Annotated in this window: 19 protein-coding genes; 10 read left to right on the plus strand and 9 right to left on the minus strand. The window is 59.3% G+C overall.

What is annotated here, in order from left to right; genetic code table 11:
- Positions 1-78: 78 nt before the first annotated feature.
- The 5 genes from galM to modE form a co-directional block, all read right to left on the minus strand.
- Positions 79-1,113: a galactose-1-epimerase gene (galM, locus tag AC0T7J_RS08245; protein WP_473793394.1), complete on the minus strand. Its 1,035-nt coding sequence runs from the start codon at positions 1,111-1,113 to the stop codon at positions 79-81.
- The gene (gene galK, locus AC0T7J_RS08250) at positions 1,107-2,255 is read right to left on the minus strand and encodes a galactokinase (protein WP_473793396.1); all 1,149 of its coding nucleotides are present in this window, start codon (positions 2,253-2,255) and stop codon (positions 1,107-1,109) included. Before galK ends, galM begins: the two co-directional genes overlap by 7 nt.
- The gene (gene galT / locus AC0T7J_RS08255) at positions 2,252-3,298 is read right to left on the minus strand and encodes a galactose-1-phosphate uridylyltransferase (protein ID WP_473793397.1); all 1,047 of its coding nucleotides are present in this window, start codon (positions 3,296-3,298) and stop codon (positions 2,252-2,254) included. Before galT ends, galK begins: the two co-directional genes overlap by 4 nt.
- Before the next feature lie 237 nt (positions 3,299-3,535).
- Positions 3,536-5,008 carry a molybdate ABC transporter ATP-binding protein ModF gene (modF, locus tag AC0T7J_RS08260; protein WP_473793399.1) on the minus strand — a complete coding sequence of 491 codons (1,473 nt, stop codon included), beginning with the start codon at positions 5,006-5,008 and terminating at the stop codon, positions 3,536-3,538.
- 69 nt (positions 5,009-5,077) lie between these two features.
- Positions 5,078-5,860: a molybdenum-dependent transcriptional regulator gene (modE, locus tag AC0T7J_RS08265; protein ID WP_473793401.1), complete on the minus strand. Its 783-nt coding sequence runs from the start codon at positions 5,858-5,860 to the stop codon at positions 5,078-5,080.
- Between the two features lie 136 nt (positions 5,861-5,996).
- Between modE and AC0T7J_RS08270 the strand changes: the two genes are divergently transcribed.
- The 4 genes from AC0T7J_RS08270 to modC all read left to right on the plus strand — a co-directional run bounded on the left by AC0T7J_RS08270 (position 5,997) and on the right by modC (position 8,814).
- Positions 5,997-6,152, plus strand: coding sequence for an AcrZ family multidrug efflux pump-associated protein (locus AC0T7J_RS08270; protein ID WP_473793402.1), 156 nt, complete (start codon positions 5,997-5,999; stop codon positions 6,150-6,152).
- Between the two features lie 144 nt (positions 6,153-6,296).
- Positions 6,297-7,070, plus strand: coding sequence for a molybdate ABC transporter substrate-binding protein (modA, locus tag AC0T7J_RS08275; RefSeq protein ID WP_473793404.1), 774 nt, complete (start codon positions 6,297-6,299; stop codon positions 7,068-7,070).
- Positions 7,067-7,756, plus strand: a complete 690-nt coding sequence (gene modB / locus AC0T7J_RS08280; RefSeq protein WP_473793405.1) for a molybdate ABC transporter permease subunit — start codon at positions 7,067-7,069, stop codon at positions 7,754-7,756. Before modA ends, modB begins: the two co-directional genes overlap by 4 nt.
- A complete protein-coding gene (gene modC / locus AC0T7J_RS08285) occupies positions 7,756-8,814 on the plus strand; it encodes a molybdenum ABC transporter ATP-binding protein ModC (RefSeq protein WP_473793406.1) in 1,059 nt (352 codons plus the stop codon). Before modB ends, modC begins: the two co-directional genes overlap by 1 nt.
- Here modC and AC0T7J_RS08290 read toward each other — a convergent pair whose 3' ends face one another.
- Positions 8,815-9,633, minus strand: coding sequence for a pyridoxal phosphatase (locus AC0T7J_RS08290; RefSeq protein WP_473793407.1), 819 nt, complete (start codon positions 9,631-9,633; stop codon positions 8,815-8,817).
- 155 nt (positions 9,634-9,788) lie between these two features.
- Here AC0T7J_RS08290 and pgl point away from each other — a divergent pair, with 155 nt between their 5' ends.
- Entirely contained in the window at positions 9,789-10,790 is a 1,002-nt protein-coding gene (pgl, locus tag AC0T7J_RS08295) for a 6-phosphogluconolactonase (protein WP_473793408.1), read from the plus strand.
- 45 nt (positions 10,791-10,835) lie between these two features.
- Here the strand turns inward: pgl and AC0T7J_RS08300 are convergent, their stop codons facing one another.
- On the minus strand, positions 10,836-11,312 hold the full coding sequence (locus tag AC0T7J_RS08300) for a kinase inhibitor (protein ID WP_473793409.1): 477 nt from the start codon (positions 11,310-11,312) through the stop codon (positions 10,836-10,838).
- A gap of 75 nt (positions 11,313-11,387) precedes the next feature.
- Positions 11,388-12,692, minus strand: coding sequence for an adenosylmethionine--8-amino-7-oxononanoate transaminase (gene bioA, locus AC0T7J_RS08305; protein WP_473793410.1), 1,305 nt, complete (start codon positions 12,690-12,692; stop codon positions 11,388-11,390).
- Between the two features lie 85 nt (positions 12,693-12,777).
- On the opposite strand from bioA, the gene bioB reads away from it, so the two are divergent.
- Genes bioB through bioD form a run of 4 tightly spaced genes read left to right on the plus strand, consistent with a single transcriptional unit; the run spans position 12,778 to position 16,367 of the window.
- Positions 12,778-13,809 (plus strand): biotin synthase BioB, encoded by a 1,032-nt coding sequence (gene bioB, locus AC0T7J_RS08310; RefSeq protein ID WP_473793411.1) that lies wholly within the window; start codon positions 12,778-12,780, stop codon positions 13,807-13,809.
- A complete protein-coding gene (gene bioF / locus AC0T7J_RS08315; RefSeq protein ID WP_473793412.1) occupies positions 13,809-14,960 on the plus strand; it encodes an 8-amino-7-oxononanoate synthase in 1,152 nt (383 codons plus the stop codon). The genes bioB and bioF overlap by 1 nt, the downstream gene beginning before the upstream one ends.
- Complete coding sequence (gene bioC, locus AC0T7J_RS08320) at positions 14,944-15,699, plus strand: malonyl-ACP O-methyltransferase BioC (RefSeq protein ID WP_473793413.1); 756 nt, start codon at positions 14,944-14,946, stop codon at positions 15,697-15,699. Before bioF ends, bioC begins: the two co-directional genes overlap by 17 nt.
- A complete protein-coding gene (gene bioD, locus AC0T7J_RS08325; protein ID WP_473793414.1) occupies positions 15,696-16,367 on the plus strand; it encodes a dethiobiotin synthase in 672 nt (223 codons plus the stop codon). The genes bioC and bioD overlap by 4 nt, the downstream gene beginning before the upstream one ends.
- Positions 16,368-16,513: 146 nt before the next feature.
- Here bioD and AC0T7J_RS08330 read toward each other — a convergent pair whose 3' ends face one another.
- Positions 16,514-17,236, minus strand: coding sequence for an ABC transporter ATP-binding protein (locus AC0T7J_RS08330; protein WP_010260222.1), 723 nt, complete (start codon positions 17,234-17,236; stop codon positions 16,514-16,516).
- Positions 17,237-17,419: 183 nt separating this feature from the next.
- On the opposite strand from AC0T7J_RS08330, the gene AC0T7J_RS08335 reads away from it, so the two are divergent.
- Complete coding sequence (locus AC0T7J_RS08335) at positions 17,420-17,698, plus strand: hypothetical protein (protein ID WP_473793415.1); 279 nt, start codon at positions 17,420-17,422, stop codon at positions 17,696-17,698.
- Positions 17,699-17,822: the final 124 nt, after the last annotated feature.

The raw sequence follows: 17,822 nt of genomic DNA on the forward strand, positions 1-17,822 counted from the left end.
ATTGCGCCATACCATAACGGAAAAGCGGGCAGCGCGTAAGCCTGTGTGTGACGCACTGCGCGTTTTTCAGCCGGAGGCTCAGCGTGGCGTGAAGCGATAACGCGTCACGGATTCCCAGCGATCTCCCGGCTGCAGCCAGCAATCAGGCTGAGGCCACTCAGCATGATTAGGCGAATCCGGTAAAAATTCGCTCTCCAGCGCAATACCCTGAAATGCAGTATAGCTCGCCTGCTCGCGGGCACGGGTGCCTGCCAGGTAGTTGCCGGAGTAGAACTGCAACGCCGGTGCCGAAGTGGTCACGCTGAGCTGCAGTCTGCCATCTTCTGACCAGAGTTCTGCCGCAGGCTGAGTGTCGTCGCCTGCGCTGTTGAGCAGAAACGCATGGTCATAGCCCTTCACCGCCCGCTGGTCGTCGTCTGCCAGAAATTCCTGTGCCACGACTTTGGCTTCGCGGAAATCAAAGCTCGTCCCCGCCACCGCTTTCAGCGGCGCATTCGGGATGCCTTCGCTGTCGACCGGCAGATAATGGTCGGCGTGCAGTTGTAAGCGATGCTGGCGAGCGTCGCCATGATGCGCATCAAGGTTAAAGTAGGCGTGGTTAGTCAGATTGACCGGGCAGGGCTGATCGCAGCGTGCTTCATAGCTGATGCTCAGGCAGTTCTGGTCATCCAGCTGGTAGCGCAGATCGGCAATCAGATTGCCGGGATAGCCCTGATCGCCATCAGGCGAATCAATGCGGTAGTGCACTTCGCTGTCAGACTGGCTGACAATCTGCCAGCGGCGCTTATCAAAACCTTCCGGTCCGCCATGCAGCTGATGTGCGCCCTGGTTCGGCACCAGCTGGCGATTCAGTTTATTCAGTTTTGCCCCGGCGATGCGGTTAGCGTAGCGGCCGACCGTCGCGCCCAGATAGGCCTCCTGATGCAGATAGTCAGAGGGCGTGGCGCAGCCGAGCAGCGCTTCACGTACCGTGCCATCCTGCATCGGCACGCGGGCGGAGAGCCAGGTTGCGCCCCAGTCCATAAAGGTTGCCAGCATGCCGTTGGCATTGCGCAGCACCGTTATGCGCCACGGCTGACCGTCGGGCGCATGGGAGTTGACGTCGTTCAGCATTGGCCGGCTCCTTCAGAGGCTTTGCAGACGTAGAAAGTCTCTTTGATGCCGGTCGCTGCTTCATATTGCTCCGCTACGGCGGCTTTGACCTGATCGACCAGATCCAGTGGCATCAGCGCGACGATACAACCACCAAAGCCGCCACCGGTCATACGCACGCCGCCGCGCTCACCGATCTGCGCTTTCACGATCTCAACCAGGGTATCGATCGGTGGCACGGTGATCTCGAAATCGTCACGCATTGAGGCGTGAGATTCGGCCATCAGCTGGCCCATACGGGTCAGGTCGCCCTGCGTCAGCGCATCAGCCGCTTCCAGGGTACGAGCGTTCTCGGTCAGGACGTGACGCACGCGTTTTGCCACCTGCGGGTCGAGCTGCGCCTGCGCCGCTTCAAACTCGGCCAGTTCAACGTCACGCAGTGCCTTCTTATTGAAGAAACGCGCACCCGCTTCACACTGCTCACGACGCGTGTTGTATTCGCTGCCAACCAGGGTACGACGGAAGTTGGAGTTGATGATCACCACTGCGATATTTTCCGGCATCGACACCGGACGCGTGCCCAGCGTGCGGCAGTCGAGCAGCATGGCGTGATCTTTCCGGCCCAGCGCTGAGATCAGCTGATCCATAATGCCGCAGTTACAGCCGACGAACTGGTTCTCCGCTTCCTGACCATTCACGGCAATGGCGGCGCCATCCAGCGGCAGATTATAGAGCTGCTGCACCACGGTGCCGACCGCCACTTCCAGCGACGCAGATGAGCTAAGGCCCGCGCCCTGAGGCACGTTGCCGCTGATCACCATATCGATACCGCCGAAATCGGCATGACGCTGCTGCAGATGTTTCACCACACCGCGTACATAGTTGGCCCACATCGGTTCCTGCAGGCTGACGATCTCTTCATCGAGAGAGAATGTGTCCTGCGCATTCTCATAATCCGCCGCGACCACCCGAATCTGGCGATCGTCGCGGCGGGCACAGGCGATTACCGTCTGGTAATCGATAGCGCACGGCAGCACAAAGCCGTCGTTATAGTCAGTGTGCTCGCCAATCAGGTTAACGCGGCCCGGTGCCTGAATGGTATGCGTAGCGGCGTAACCGAAGGTGTCAGAGAAAAGCTGCTGCGTGATGGTTTTTAAGCTCATTGTTGTGCCTCACGGAAGTGAACGTCGCTGACAGAACGCAGACGTTCCGCCGCCTGTTCCGCCGTTAAATCGCGTTGGGTTTCGGCCAGCATTTCATAGCCAACCATAAATTTACGAACCGTTGCTGAGCGCAGCAGCGGCGGATAGAAGTGAGCGTGCAGTTGCCAGTGATCGTTGGCTTCGCCGTTAAATGGCGCGCCGTGCCAGCCCATGGAGTAGGGAAATGAGCACTGGAACAGATTGTCATAGCGGCTGGTCAGCAGCTTAATGGCTTTTGCCAGGTCGGAACGCTGCGCCTCATTGAGGTCGGTAAGCCGTTTAACATGCGCTTTCGGCAGCAGCAGGGTCTCAAACGGCCAGGCGGCCCACCACGGCACGACGGCCAGCCAGTGATCGGTTTCCACTACGGTACGGCTGCCATCCTGCTGTTCGCGTGCCAGGTAATCGACCAGCATTGGCGAGCCATTTTTGGCGAAATAGTCGCGCTGATGATCATCTTCACGCTGCGCTTCATTCGGCAGGAAGCTGTTGGCCCAGATCTGACCATGAGGATGCGGGTTGGAGCAGCCCATCGCCGCGCCTTTGTTCTCAAACACCTGCACCCAGGGATAGTGCTGGCCCAGATCGGCAGTCTGCTCCTGCCAGGTGCGCACCACCTCTTCCAGCGCGCTCAGCGACATCTCCGGCAGGGTTTTGCTGTGATCGGGCGAGAAGCAGATAACCCGACTGGTGCCACGTGCGCTTTCACATCGCATCAGAATATCGTCGCTCTCGGGCGCGTCTGGCGTGTCGGTCATCAGCGCAGCAAAGTCATTGGTAAAGACGTAGGTGCCTGCATAGTCCGGGTTTTTGTCGCCGGTGATGCGGGTGTTTCCGGCACACAGGAAGCAGTCCGGATCGTGCGCCGGTAACGTATTGACCGCCGGAGTTTCCTGCGCGCCTTGCCACGGACGTTTGGCCCGATGAGGTGAAACTAAAATCCATTGATCAATCAGTGGATTGTAACGGCGATGCGGGTGATCGACCGGGTTGAATTTTTCCATGTTAGATCCTGGTAAGCGTCAAAAGCCAAAGAGGCATCGGTAAAAAGTAGCACATCAGCGCGCCCGAAAGCGTGATCAAGTCTGGATAAATGGTATCGCTTACACAAGCTGAATATTCTTATTTTGTGGCATTGTGTGCGGGAATACGGCATGAAAGGCGATGATGAATGGTAGCGTTTACACTAGGGCGCATTTAGACGCCGCAGCAGCGGCGTTGGGTGATACGTAGCAAGAGCGTTAGTGCAGGGTTTCCTGCTGATAGTGATAGCCGCCGTCATGGGTGATAAAGCTCAGGCGATGTGTGATGCAGGCGGGCGCATCTTCCGCGTGATGCGAAACAAACAGCAACTGAGTCCGTCCCTCGCCAATCAGCACATCGACAAAGCGCCGCACCAGCTGGCGGTTAATCGGGTCGAGTCCCTGTAGTGGCTCATCCAGTATCAGCAGCGTCGGATGCTTAACCAGCGCGCGGGCAATCAGCACCAGCCGCTGCTGTCCCCATGAAAGCGAGTGAAATGGCGCATCGGCCTGTCCGTTATCCATCCCCAGCAGCGCCAGCCACTGCTGCGCCAGCGCTTTTTGCCGGTCAGAAGCCGCCTGATAGAGACCAATAGAGTCGAAGAAGCCCGACAGGATCACCGTGCGCACATTGGTGCTGACGCGGTAATCGAGATGCAGGCTGCTGCTGACATAGCCAATATGCTGCTTGATGTCCCAGATGGTTTCGCCACTGCCGCGACGGCGGCCAAACAGGGTTAAATCATTGCTGTAGCCCTGAGGATGATCGCCGGTCACCAGGCTGAGCAGGGTCGATTTTCCGGCGCCGTTCGGACCGGTGATCTGCCAGTGCTCGCCGGCGTTGACCTGCCAGTTCAGCCCCTGAATGACTGGCTGATCGTTATACGAGACGATACCGTTGCGCAGGATAACGCGCGGCGCATCATCCGCCAGCGAGGGCAACTGATCCGGCGCATCCGCCTCAGGTAACGCCATGCCCATCAGCTGTTCACTGTGTGCCAGCTGCGCCACCAGCGCTTCCGTTAAAATGGCCTGGCGTGGCCCGCTGTGGGTGAGGGTACACTCCGCCAGCACGCCAACCTGTTGAATAAAATCGGGAATATCGTCAAAGCGATTGAGCACCAGCACCAAGGTAAATGTCGGCTGCTGCAGGCTGCGCAGCGTATCGGTCAGGCTGGCGCGCGACGCCACATCCAGCCCGTCAAACGGCTCATCCAGAATCAGCAAATCTGGCTGGTTCATCAATGCCTGACAGAGCAGGGTTTTGCGGGTTTCGCCGGTAGAGAGATATTTGAAGCGGCGTGAAAGCAGCGCTTCGATGCCGAACTGCTGTGCCAGCTGCTCGCAGCGCCCGGGCTGCTGCACCTCCGCCTGAATCACCTCTGCCACGGTCAGCCCGGTATCCTCTTCACCTTCGCTGAGCATATCGGTGTTGTTGCGCTGCCACTCCTGCGCCACCAGGGTTTGTAGCTGCTCCAGCGACAGCCGGACCGGCCGTCTGAAATCGCTGCTGACTGAACCGGTCAGCGGCGGAAGCTCACCAGAGAGTGCACGCGCCAGTGATGATTTGCCGCTGCCGTTGGCTCCGACAAACGCCCAGCTTTCGCCGCGCTGCAGTTCCACCTGATTCAGGCTCAGTATCCGGGTATCGCTAAGACGAAATGTGCCTTGCGAAATGTGCAATGAAGCCATGTTCTGTTCCATTTTTTGCATCGTGTCACTGAGTTGTAACCATTGCCTGTAATGAAGTCAACTCAACGGCTAGAGCAGGGTGGCGACGATGGCATTTTCCGCATTAAAACTGGCGATCACGGCGTCGCCGGGCTGCAGCTTCAGTTGCTGCAGTTGATCATTGCTCAGGGTCGCGCACAGGGTTTCGCCGCTGGCAAGCTGCATCAGCACTTCGCTCATCTGCTCGCCGGGTTCGATAGCACTGACTGTCGCTGCCAGCTGATTGTCATCCTCTGCGGCGTCACGACTGATGCGGATCCACGGCGCCTTGATCAGCACCAGAACCTCTTTACCCGCGGTCAGTTGCAGGCGATCGGCGCTGCGCTGTGTCAGCGCCACGCTAAGCTGTGTGACGCCATCGGCCAGTTGAATCAGCAGATGCTGGACTACCTGCTGTGCGTCATTGCTGACGACGGTGCCAAACAGCTGGTTACGTGCGCTGGTCTGCAGAGAGAAACGGGCGATGGCGGCCAGCAGACTGTCGAGCGGTAACGTATCCTGCTGCAACGCATCAAAGGCTTTCTGCTGGATCTGCTCCATCAGCTGGAACAACTGAATCAGGCGTTCACCGTAGCGGGTCAGCATTGCACCCCCGCCGCCTTTGCCGCCAGTGGCCCGCTCCACCAGCGTTTCATCCGCCATCTGGTTCATCTCATTAATGGCATCCCAGGCACTTTTGTAGCTGATGCCGGCCAGCTTCGCACCCTGACTGATCGACCCGGTCTGCTGAATACGTTTCAGCAGCGCAATACGTCGCGGATCGGCAAACAGTTTCTGTTGTAAACGGATATGAAGGGACAGTTCGGCTTCCATGGCAGCTCCGGCTAAGGGTTAAGGCGAAGGCCGATGATAGCGGCGTTTTGTGACCAAAGTAAAAGCACGAAAAGGGCTGCGCAAAATTTTGCTGACCCGTTACAATCTCTTTTTTGTTAGCAGAGTGAGACTCTCCATGCTGGAATTACTTAAAAGCCTCGCCGTCGCCATACTGATGGTGCCTGTGGTGATGGCGCTGATGCTGGGTATGATTTATGGCCTGGGTGAAGTATTTAACATCTTCTCTAAAGTGGGTCATCGCGAAAAATCTTCAGCCCGTACGCAGAATTAATGCCTGCCGCGCCCGCCATCTGTGCGGGCGCGGTCGTTTTACCTCGCCCCGATTCAACCTTTTGTTCCTCCTGCCGATAATTTGCTAAACCTGTCTGACATTGCGTTATATTATCCGCTACACAACGAATAGCCGGAGAAGATCATGTCATTAAATCACTATCGCTGGGGCGCAGCGGCCCTGATCACTGTTTCGCTGGCCGGGCAGGCTGTGGCCGCCGAAAACATTACCGTGTTTGCCGCCGCTTCTCTGACCAACGCGATGCAGGATATTGCCAGCCATTACAAAGAAGAAAAGGGCGTGACAGTGGTCTCCTCATTCGCCTCCTCTTCAACGCTGGCGCGCCAGATTGAGCAGGGTGCACCTGCCGATCTCTTTATCTCTGCCGATCAGCAGTGGATGGATGATGCGGTGGCGAAAAAAAGTGTGATTACCAGCAGCCGCTATACCCTGCTGGGTAACGATCTGGTGCTGATTGCGCCACGCAGTGCCGCAGCCAAAGCGGTGACGCTGAACCCGCAGACCGACTGGAAAACATTGCTGCACGGTGAGCGTCTGGCGGTCGGCGATCCGGACCACGTTCCCGCGGGCATCTACGCCAAAGAGGCGCTGCAAACGCTGGGTGCCTGGCAGAGCGTTGCACCTTCGCTAGCGCCAGCCAATAATGTACGGGCGGCGCTGGCGCTGGTCGAGCGTAACGAAACGCCTTATGGCATTGTCTATGGTTCTGACGCGGTCGCCAGCGACAAAGTGCAGGTCGTCGGGCATTTTCCGGCAACCAGTCATAAACCCGTAGAATATCCGATGGCGATCGTGAACGATCACGACACTGCCACGGTTAAAGCATTTTATGATTATCTGAAAGGGCCGCAGGCCGCGGCTATTTTCAAACATTATGGATTCACACCGACGAAATGATACTCAGCGATCCCGAATGGCAGGCGGTACTGCTTAGCCTTAAAGTCTCTGGCATTGCCGTGCTCGGTAGCCTGCCGTTTGGCATCCTGATGGCCTGGATTCTGGTGCGCTGCCGTTTTCCTGGTAAAGCGCTGCTCGACAGCCTGATCCATCTGCCGCTGGTGCTGCCGCCGGTGGTGGTGGGGTATCTGCTGCTGATTAGCCTTGGCCGGCGCGGCATCATAGGCGAGAAGCTTTATGACTGGTTCGGCTTCAGCTTTGCTTTCAGCTGGCGCGGTGCCGCACTGGCTTCTGCCGTGATCGCTTTTCCGTTGATGGTGCGCGCCATCCGGCTGGCGCTGGAGGCGGTGGATAGCCGGCTGGAGCAGGCGGCGCGCACGCTGGGCGCCGGACGCTGGCGGGTCTTTTTCACCATCACGCTCCCGCTGACCTTGCCGGGCGTGATCGTCGGAACGGTGCTGGCGTTTGCCCGATCGCTGGGCGAGTTCGGCGCCACCATCACCTTTGTTTCTAATATTCCCGGCGAGACGCGCACGTTGCCACTGGCGATGTTTACCCTGATAGAGACACCGGGTGCGGAAGGGGCGGCGGCACGGCTCTGCGTCATCGCGATCGTACTGGCCATGGCGTCTCTGCTGGCGTCGGAGTGGCTGGCCCGTGCAGGCCGTAAGCGGATGGGAAGCTGATGCTATCACTCAACTTTATGCAGCAGCAGGGTGATCACGTGCTGGAGGTCGACCTGCAGATCCCGGCCAAAGGGATCACCGCCATTTTCGGCGTGTCCGGCGCCGGGAAAACCTCCCTGATTAACGCGATTAGCGGACTGACCCAGCCGCAGCGGGGACGGATCCAGCTACACGATCGCCTGCTGTTTGATGCAGAGCAGAAGATTGCGCTGCCGCCGGAAAAGCGGCGTATCGGGTATGTGTTCCAGGATGCGCGGCTGTTCCCGCACTATCGGGTCCGTGGCAACCTGCAATATGGTATGGCTCCGGCGATGAAAGCGCAGTTCGACAGCCTGGTCTCACTGCTGGGTCTGCAGGCGCTGCTGCCACGCTTTCCGCTGTCGCTGTCGGGCGGGGAAAAGCAGCGGGTCGCGATTGGCCGTGCGCTGTTGACCGCACCGGATATGCTGCTGCTGGATGAGCCACTGGCGTCACTGGATCTGCCACGTAAACGTGAACTGATGCCGTATCTGCAAAAGCTGGCGAAGCAGGTCGATATTCCGATGCTCTACGTTTCGCACAGTCTGGAGGAGATCCTGCAGCTGGCTGATAACGTGCTGGTGCTGGATGCGGGCAAGGTTAAAGCCTGTGGTCCGCTGGAGCGGGTCTGGAGCAGCAGCGCGATGCGGCCCTGGCTGCCGGTGAGTGAACTGACCAGCGTGCTGCGGGTGCAGGTGCTGGAGCAGCATCCCGACTACCCGATGACCGCGCTGTCGCTGGGCGATCAGCACATCTGGGTCAGCCGGGTGAATCAGCCGGTTAAAACCCCGCTGCGTATTCGCATTGCCTCAGCCGATGTCTCGCTGGCGCTGCAACCGCCGCAACACAGCTCCATCCGCAACATTTTACCGGCACAGGTGGTGGAATTGCTGGAGGTCGGGGACCAGGTTGAGGTGAAGCTGCGCATCGGCATCAGCGAACTCTGGGCGCGCATTACGCCGTGGGCGCGGGATGAGCTGGGCATCCGGCCGGATCAGTGGCTTTATGCCCAGATCAAAAGCGTCTCGGTGACGCCCTGATTACAACACGTACTGATAGAGGGTATCGGCGATACCGGTTTCGAGGTTAGTGCCGATCACTTTTTTTGCCCGCGCTTTGATCGCTTCATCAGCATTGCCCATCGCCACGCCCAGACCGGCGGTTTCCAGCATGCTGAGATCGTTATAGTTATCACCGAATGCGATCACATCGGACATACTCAGCCCCAGTGATTCAACCCACTGCGCCAGTCGTTTGCCCTTGCTGTTGCCGCCTTTGGCGATATCAACCTGATCGTGCCACGACCATTCGCAGGCCAGCCCCAGTTCCGCTTCGACTCTGGTGGCGAACTGCTGCAGTTCCGGGATGTTGTTGTGCGACAGGGCAAACTTCCAGATCGAACCGGCATCGCGTGCCGCCTGGGCTAAGTCGGGCACCTGGCGGAACAGTGGACGCTGGTGGGCAGGCAGCGATTCGGCCCACTTCAGGGTGCGTATCACGTGGCCGGTTGGGGTCTGATAGAGCATCGCATCATCCACGTAGAGCAATCCGTGAATCTGCTGCTGATTCAGCATCTCAATCACCTGTAACGCCAGTTGCGGGTCGAGGGGATCGGACGCCAGCACCTTTTTCGCCTGGTAATCATACAAATAGGTGCCATTACAGCAGATTGCGGGTGTCTCCAGCTGTAACGCCTGATAAAAAGGGTGGATAGCGCAGTGATGGCGTCCGGTCACGATTGCGACATGAACGCCCGCCTGGCGTGCCTGATTTAGCGCTTCGATTGACTGCGGCAGAATCGTTTTGGCTGGGGTCAGCAGCGTGCCGTCGAGGTCGAGGGCAATTACACGGTAGCTCATTAATCCTCTCGTTTTTCCTGGTTTGCAGGGGCTGAAGTCTACACCTCACCACGGCCTGGAGACAAAAAACAGGGCACAAATGATCCCAGCGCAGGGCAATAAAACAGGCTACAGTGATTCACAGATCATGATCAGGCAGCAAAAAAGGAGAATGCATGAAACAAGTTGTCTACACCGCCAGTCCCGAGAGCCAGCAGATCCACGTCTGGCAGATGAATGATGAGGGTGGGCTGACGTTGCTTCAGGTGACCGATGTCGCCGGCCAGGTTCAGCCGATGGTGGTGAGTCCGAACCGCGACTTTCTCTATGTTGGTGTGCGTCCCAATTTCCGCGTGCTGGCGTTTCGCATCGCCGCCGATGGCACGCTGACCGAAGCGGGTCAGGCGCCGTTGCCCGGCAGCCCGACTCACATTTCCACCGATCGTCAGGGCAGGTTCCTGTTCTGCGGCTCCTACAATGATGCCTGCGTCAGCGTCAGCCCGATTGGCGATGACGGCATTCCGCAGGCTCCGCTGCAGGTGATCAACGGACTGGATGGCTGTCACTCGGCCAACATCGATAACGACAACAAGACGCTCTACGTGCCGGCTCTGAAGCAGGACCGTATCTGCCTGTTTACGCTGGGCGAAGACGGTCAGCTGACGCCGCGTAAACAGACGCAGGTCACGACGGTAGAAGGCGCTGGCCCGCGACATATGCAGTTCCATCCGGGCGGTCAGTACGCTTACTGCGTGAACGAGCTCGACAGCACGGTTGAGGTCTGGGCATTAAATACGGGCGAAGGCGAAGCAGAAAGCGTGCAGACGCTGGATATGATGCCGCCTGACTTCAGCGGTACGCGCTGGGCAGCCGATATTCATCTGACGCCGGATGGCCGTTTCCTCTATGCCTGCGATCGCACCAGCAGCACGCTGGCAGTCTTCAGCGTCAGCGACCTGGGCGATGAGCTGACCCTGGAAGGGTTCCAGCCGACGGAAACGCAGCCGCGCGGATTTAATATCGATCACAGCGGACGCTATCTGGTGGCGGCGGGACAGAAATCTCATCACATCGAAGTGTATGGGATTACCGAACCGAAAGGGCTGTTAAAGCCGCTGGGACGTTATGCGGTGGGGCAGGGCCCGATGTGGGTTGTGATTCATCAGTTACAGGCGTAACCCGCTACGAAAAACGCCTCTCCTGTCAGGGAGAGGCGTGCTGAATTACTGATAATTCACGGTCAGCGAGGCGCTCGCCAGTGCATGGAAATGCACATTAAAGCCGACCATTGCGCCACTGGCGCCTTCATCTACTTCAATCGTCTCCACATCCAGCGCATGCACGGTGAAAATGTAGCGATGGGTTTCGCCCTGTGGCGGCGCCGCGCCACCGTAGCCCGCCTGACCGAAATCGGTACGGGTCTGGATTGCGCCTGCTGGCAGTGACGCTTTGCCGGAGCCGGCACCCTGCGGCAGTGACGTCGTGCTGGCCGGAATATTCGCCACCCCCCAGTGCCACCAGCCGGAACCGGTCGGGGCATCAGGATCGTAGCAGGTCACCACAAAACTTTTGGTGCCTTCCGGCGCCGCTTCCCAGGCAAGATGGGGAGAGATATTCTCGCCCTGATAACCCATGCCGTTAAAAACATGCTTTTCAGGCATCTTCTCGCCGTCATTAAAATCCTGACTAAAAACGCGCATCACATCTCCTTAATTGTCGATGAATAGCCTGCCATCATAACTAAAAGTGTCGCCAGTGCCAGCGGTCAGCCCGCTTCAGGCGGCAAAATGTTGAGAATGCTCCAGCGCGCCGCCAATCGCCTGCACCAGCCTGCTGAGCGCCTGCGGCGTGATGATGTAGGGTGGCATCAGGTAGATCAGCCGGCCAAAAGGCCGGATCCAGACGCCCTGTTCAACAAAGAACTGCTGCAGCGCCGCCATATTAACCGCCTCATGGGTTTCCACTACGCCAATCGCGCCCAGCACGCGCACATCGGCCACCTGCGGTGAACTGCGCAGCGGCAGCAGCTCAGCCCGTAACTGCTGTTCGATTGCCGCCACCTGGCGCTGCCAGTGACCTTCCGCCAGCATGGTCAGGCTCTCTGCCGCGACCGCGCAGGCCAGCGGATTGCCCATAAAGGTCGGGCCATGCATAAAGCAGCCCGCCGCGCTGCGGCTGATGGTGTCCGCGACCTCGCGGGTAGTCAGGGTCGCCGCCAGCGTCATCATGCCACCGGTCAGCGCTTTGCCGACGCAGAGAATATCCGGGGTAATGCCCGCATGCTCGCAGGCAAAAAGTTTGCCGGTACGGCCAAATCCGGTGGCGATCTCATCCGCAATCAACAGCACGCCATAGCGATCACAGGCTTCCCGTACCTGCTGCAGATAGCGCGGATGGTAGAAACGCATGCCGCCCGCCCCCTGCACAATCGGCTCCAGAATGACGGCTGCCAGTTGCCGGTGATGCTGTTCTATCAGCCTGGCGAAATCATTGAAATCAGGCTGGTGCCATTCATTATCAAAGCCGCAGGCCGGGGCCGCCGCAAAGTGATGCTCGGGCAGATAGCCGCGCCACAGGCTGTGCATCGAGTTCTCGGGGTCGCACACCGACATCGCGGCAAAGGTATCGCCGTGATAGCCGCGTTTCAGCGTCAGGAACTGCTGGCGAGTCTCGCCACGCCCCAGCCAGTACTGCAGCGCCATTTTCATCGACACTTCCACCGCCACCGAGCCGGAATCGGCCAGGAAGACACACTCCAGCGGTTCAGGCGTCATCGCCACCAGCTGACGGCAGAGCGCCACCGCCGCCGGATGGGTAATGCCGCCAAACATCACGTGCGACATCTGGGTGACCTGCTCTGTCAGCGCCCGGTTCAGGCGCGGATGGTTGTAACCGTGGATCGCCGCCCACCACGAGGACATCCCATCCACCAGCTCACGGCCATCGGCCAGCTGCAGCTGAAAACCCTGAGCGGCGACCACCGGATAGCAGGGCAGCGGATCCTGCATGGAGGTGTAGGGATGCCAGATATGCTGGCGGTCAAAGCGGGCATCGTCTGAGGAGAAAACGGGGATAGTCATCGGAGTTGTAAACCAAAATAAAAAAATATAGTTTACAAGTATAACCCTGCTTTTCGTTGGGATGACACCCTTTTTGGAGTAAGTAATGGCTCAACGCTGGACAATTGCACAGGCGCAAGCGCTGTTTGATCAACCGTTTCTTGAACTGATGTTTAACGCGCAGCAGGTGCATCGGCAGCACTTCGATCCGCGCCAGGTGCAGGTCAGTACTCTGCTGTCGATTAAAACCGGCGCCTGTCCGGAAGATTGTAAATACTGCCCGCAGAGCGCGCGCTACAAGACCGGCCTGGAGTCGGAGCGGCTGATGGAAGTGGAAGAGGTGCTGACCTCAGCGCGTCAGGCCAAAGCCGCCGGTTCAACCCGTTTTTGCATGGGTGCCGCGTGGAAAAATCCGCACGAGCGCGATATGCCCTATCTGGAGAAGATGGTGGAAGGCGTGAAGGCGATGGGAATGGAAACCTGCATGACGCTGGGCACGCTCAGCGACCACCAGGCGCAGCGACTGGCGGGCGCGGGTCTCGATTTCTACAACCATAACCTCGACACCTCACCGGAATTCTACGGCTCCATCATCACCACCCGCAGCTATCAGGAACGTCTGGATACGCTGGGCAAAGTGCGCGACGCCGGCATCAAAGTCTGTTCGGGTGGCATTGTCGGCCTGGGCGAAACCGTTAACGACCGCGCCGGTCTGCTGGTGCAGTTAGCCAACCTGCCAACGCCGCCGGAGAGTGTACCGATCAACATGCTGGTGAAGGTCAAAGGCACGCCGCTGGCAGATAACGATGACGTGGAACCGTTCGATTTTATCCGCACCATCGCAGTGGCGCGCATCATGATGCCGACCTCGCATGTACGCCTCTCTGCGGGCCGTGAGCAGATGAGTGAGCAGACCCAGGCGATGTGCTTTATGGCCGGGGCGAACTCGATTTTCTACGGTTGCAAACTGCTGACCACGCCGAATCCGGAAGAGGATAAAGATCGCGTGCTGTTCCGCAAACTGGGTCTTAACCCGGAGCATACGCACACTCAGCACGGCGATCAGCAGCAGGCGCAGCAACTCAGCGAGCAGCTATTCCATGCCGACACTGAACAGTTCTACAACGCGGCGCTGTAATGGGCTGGCAGCAACGTATCCGTGAGGCGCTGACGCAGCGCCGTGCGGCCGATGGCTGGCGGCAGCGACGGGTAATCGATCAGCAATCGACCCGCACGCTGCACAGCGGCGGCCGCCGCTATCTCCACTTCTCCAGCAATGATTATCTCGGCTTAACCCAGCATCCGGCGGTGATTGCGGGCTGGCAACAGGGCGCGGCGCGGGCGGGCGCAGGGGCGGGTGCTTCAGGGCATGTCACCGGTTATCACCGTCAGCACGCCGATCTAGAAGCGCAGCTGGCCGACTGGCTCGGCTACGACCGTGCGCTGCTGTTTATCTCAGGCTTCGCGGCCAATCAGGCGGTTATTCATCTGCTGGGCGAGAAAAACGATCGCATCCTGGCCGATAAACTCAGCCACGCCTCGCTGCTCGACGCCGCCAGCCATAGTCCGGCACAGCTACGACGTTTCCATCACAACGCGCCGGAGAGCCTGGCAGCCCGGCTCGCCTCTCCCTGTGAGGGCGAAACGCTGGTGGTGACGGAAGGTATTTTCAGCATGGATGGGGACAGTGCGCCGCTGGCCGCCCTGGCGCAACAGACGCGACAGGCAGAGGGCTGGCTGCTGGTGGATGATGCACACGGCATCGGCGTGGTGGGTGAGCAGGGGCGCGGCAGCTGCTGGCAGCAGGGCGTTAAACCGGAACTGCTGGTGGTCACCTTTGGCAAAGCCTTTGGCGTCAGCGGTGCCGCGCTGCTGTGCGACGCGGCCACCGCCGACTATTTCCTGCAGTTCAGCCGACATCTGATCTACTCCACTGCGATGCCCGCGGCGCAGGCTAGCGCGCTGCAGGCGGCGCTGCGTGAAGTTCAGCAGGGCGATGCCCTGCGCCAGCAACTGCAACAGAACATTGGCCATTTCCGGCGCGGTGCGGCTTCGCTGCCGTGGCAACTGATGGACTCCGGCAGCGCGATTCAGCCGCTGCTGGTGGGCGAAAATGGTGATGCGATGGCACTCTCCCAGCGGCTGGCTGAGGCGGGTTGCTGGGTAAGCGCGATCCGGCCACCGACCGTGCCGCCGGGGACGGCCCGGCTGCGCATCACCCTGACCGCGGCTCATCGGCCCGAGGATATCGACCGGTTACTGGAGGTGCTGCATGACGCTGCGGGTTGATAAGCTGGCGGTGGCACGCGCCTTTGGCCGGGCGGCCAGCCATTACGATGCCCATGCAGCGCTGCAACGTCTTAGCGGCGATTCCCTGCTGGCCCAGGCGCCTGCACAGAGCGGTCTGCACCTGCTGGATGCCGGTTGTGGCACCGGCTGGTACAGCAGGCTGTGGCGCGAACGTGGCAAACAGGTAACGGCACTGGATCTCTCTCCGCAGATGCTGCAACAGGCGCGGGACAATAACGCGGCGCAGCACTATCTGGCCGGTGATATCGACGCGCTGCCTCTGGCGAATAACACGATTGACCTGGTGTGGAGCAACCTGGCGGTACAGTGGAGCGAGGATCTGCCCGGAGCGCTGCGCCAGTTCCGGCGGGTGTTGCGGCCTGATGGCACGCTGCTGTTTTCCACTCTGGGCGACGGTTCGCTGCAGGAGGTTCATGAAGCCTGGTCCCATCTGGATGCGCTGCCTCATGCCAACCGCTTTCTCAGCGAGCCACAGATTGCAGCGGCCTGCCATGCAGAGCAGCTGCGCTGTACCTCAGAGGTGGTGACCCTGCATTTTCCCGATGCGATCAGCGCCATGCGCTCCCTGAAGGGGATTGGTGCGACCCATCTGCACCAGGGGCGTGACGGGCAGGTATTAACCCGACAACGGCTCAACCAGTTAGAGGCGCACTGGCCGCGCGATCGGCACGGTTATCGCCTGAGTTACCATTTAATCTATGGAGTAAGCGCATCATGAAACGCCTGTTTATCACTGGCACCGACACCGAGGTCGGTAAAACCGTGGCCAGCGGCGGGCTGCTGCAGGCGGCAGCCGCAGCGGGCTATCGCTGTGCGGGCTATAAGCCGGTTGCCTCAGGCTGTGAGATGACGTCAGAGGGCATCCGTAACAGCGATGCCCTGGCGCTGCAGCGCTACAGCAGCGTGCCGTTAACCTATCAGCAGGTCAATCCGCTGGCGTTTCTTGAGCCGACCTCGCCGCACATCGTCAGCGCCGAAGAGGGCAGGCCGATCACCCATCTGGCGCTGTCGGCGGGTCTGGCGGCGCTGGAGCCACTGGCGGACTGGATTCTGGTAGAGGGTGCGGGCGGCTGGTATACCCCGTTATCGGAGACGCACACTTATGCGGACTGGGTGGTCAGCGAAAAGCTGCCCGTGATTCTGGTGGTGGGGATTAAGCTCGGCTGCATCAACCATGCGATACTCACCGCTGACGCGGTGCGCGCGAGCGGCCTGCCGCTGGTGGGCTGGATCGCCAACACCGTTGAACCCCCGGGTAAACGCTATCAGGCGTATCTCACCAGCCTGAAAAATAGGTTACCTGCGCCCTGTCTGGGCACCATCCCGTTTCTTACCGATGCGGCGCAGCAGGCGTCCTGTGGTCACTACCTGACGCTGCCGGAGTAACAGCCTGGTCTGGCTAGTTAATTTGTCCCTCTGAATCCGGGCAGGGCTCACCCTCCTTGCGCACTCTGTATGCGCTCCGGTGGTTCTGCGCGCTCCGTTTCCAGCCTGCCTGCAACACTTACGCCCGGTGGGGCAGGCGCTAAGTGTCAGGCCACCGTCAGCCATTTATCGACGGTGTGGTCATCGAGCTGTTCCATGCTGCCTTGTGCCACGTTGCGGCCGCGGTGCAGCAGCAGAAAATAGTCCGCCACGCGCCGGATCAGTGACAGGCGCTGCTCCAGTAGCAGGATGGTCAGCCCGTAGTCGAGGTTAAGCCGACGGATCAGATTGCCCATCTCCTCTTCCAGCCATGGCGACATCCCGTCGGTCGGCTCATCCAGAATCAGCAGTTTGGGCTGCAGCACCAGCGCGCGCGCCAGAGCCAGCTGTTGCTGCTGATCGATCGGCAGATCGCCGCTGCGCTGCTGGCGCAGAGAGTAGAGCGCCGGGAAGAGGTCGAACACCATTTCGGGAATGGCGCGATGGCGGTCGCGCTGGCTGGCCCCCGCCAGCAGGGCAATCAGCAGATTATCTTCCACGCTCATCTGGGTGAAAATATGGCGGCCCTGGGGCACATAGCCAATCCCCATCTGCGCCCGCTGTTCAGCCGGTTGCAGCAGCAGATCTTCCGGCGGCGAGCCATCCTCTTTCCAGGAGATAGAGCCGCTGTTAATCGGCAATCTGCCCATGATGCAGTTCACCAGCGTGGTTTTACCCATGCCCGGACGGCCCAGAATGCCGGTGCAGGTGCCAGGCGACAGATCCAGGTCCACATCCCACAGAATATGATTTTGACCGTAAAATTGATTTACCGAACGTAAACTCAGCATCTGACACTCTCCTTCCCGATCATTAGCCTGATTGCTTCCGCGCTCTGTCGTCTGGCAAACAAGTCATCAGCAACGGCAGCCTCGCCATTGCAGCACAGTGCGCGTTCAGCGCGGTGACGCCACTGACTCCTGCAATTCCCAGGCCAGATCTAAAAACGGCCCTGTTTCCTGCCGGAGCGCCTCGTGTCAGGGAAGAAAGGTGAGAAAAACTTATCAATTCCCCACGGTGATCACGCGCCTGCACTTTTGCAGTGCCTCGGGGCGCTGTTTCTGGTGCAGAGGTACGGTAACGTGGCAGCAAGTCCGATTAAGAATCTTAGTATGAGGTGTGAAGATTTGCGTGCGGCACCCGGTGACAGATTAAAATTGCAGAATAATCCGGCAGCAGGCGACGCGAAATTTAACGCAAAAAAAATTATTTTCACGGTGGTGAGAAGGCAGGGAAAAATTATACACAGCTGATGGCGTCGGGGCTGCCATCACTTATCCACCATTCCTGTGGATAACCTTGTGCATTAGGTAATGAAAACCAGTTGGAAGCGAGGAAATACGCGGCCTGGTAACATAATGACGAGAATCTGGCCTC

The organism is Pantoea sp. E956-1 (assembly GCF_982223955.1).

Excerpts from the sequence above, each read along its gene's own strand:
- AC0T7J_RS08270 (WP_473793402.1), top strand. The coding sequence starts at position 5,997 with ATGCTGGAATTACTTAAAAGCCTCGCCGTCGCCATACTGATGGTGCCT.
- modE (WP_473793401.1), bottom strand. The coding sequence starts at position 5,860 with ATGGAAGCCGAACTGTCCCTTCATATCCGTTTACAACAGAAACTGTTT.
- bioA (WP_473793410.1), bottom strand. The coding sequence starts at position 12,692 with ATGACTATCCCCGTTTTCTCCTCAGACGATGCCCGCTTTGACCGCCAG.
- bioB (WP_473793411.1), top strand. The coding sequence starts at position 12,778 with ATGGCTCAACGCTGGACAATTGCACAGGCGCAAGCGCTGTTTGATCAA.
- pgl (WP_473793408.1), top strand. The coding sequence starts at position 9,789 with ATGAAACAAGTTGTCTACACCGCCAGTCCCGAGAGCCAGCAGATCCAC.
- modF (WP_473793399.1), bottom strand. The coding sequence starts at position 5,008 with ATGGCTTCATTGCACATTTCGCAAGGCACATTTCGTCTTAGCGATACC.
- AC0T7J_RS08330 (WP_010260222.1), bottom strand. The coding sequence starts at position 17,236 with ATGCTGAGTTTACGTTCGGTAAATCAATTTTACGGTCAAAATCATATT.
- galK (WP_473793396.1), bottom strand. The coding sequence starts at position 2,255 with ATGAGCTTAAAAACCATCACGCAGCAGCTTTTCTCTGACACCTTCGGT.
- bioF (WP_473793412.1), top strand. The coding sequence starts at position 13,809 with ATGGGCTGGCAGCAACGTATCCGTGAGGCGCTGACGCAGCGCCGTGCG.
- galT (WP_473793397.1), bottom strand. The coding sequence starts at position 3,298 with ATGGAAAAATTCAACCCGGTCGATCACCCGCATCGCCGTTACAATCCA.
- bioD (WP_473793414.1), top strand. The coding sequence starts at position 15,696 with ATGAAACGCCTGTTTATCACTGGCACCGACACCGAGGTCGGTAAAACC.
- AC0T7J_RS08290 (WP_473793407.1), bottom strand. The coding sequence starts at position 9,633 with ATGAGCTACCGTGTAATTGCCCTCGACCTCGACGGCACGCTGCTGACC.
- galM (WP_473793394.1), bottom strand. The coding sequence starts at position 1,113 with ATGCTGAACGACGTCAACTCCCATGCGCCCGACGGTCAGCCGTGGCGC.
- modB (WP_473793405.1), top strand. The coding sequence starts at position 7,067 with ATGATACTCAGCGATCCCGAATGGCAGGCGGTACTGCTTAGCCTTAAA.
- modC (WP_473793406.1), top strand. The coding sequence starts at position 7,756 with ATGCTATCACTCAACTTTATGCAGCAGCAGGGTGATCACGTGCTGGAG.
- AC0T7J_RS08300 (WP_473793409.1), bottom strand. The coding sequence starts at position 11,312 with ATGCGCGTTTTTAGTCAGGATTTTAATGACGGCGAGAAGATGCCTGAA.
- bioC (WP_473793413.1), top strand. The coding sequence starts at position 14,944 with ATGACGCTGCGGGTTGATAAGCTGGCGGTGGCACGCGCCTTTGGCCGG.
- modA (WP_473793404.1), top strand. The coding sequence starts at position 6,297 with ATGTCATTAAATCACTATCGCTGGGGCGCAGCGGCCCTGATCACTGTT.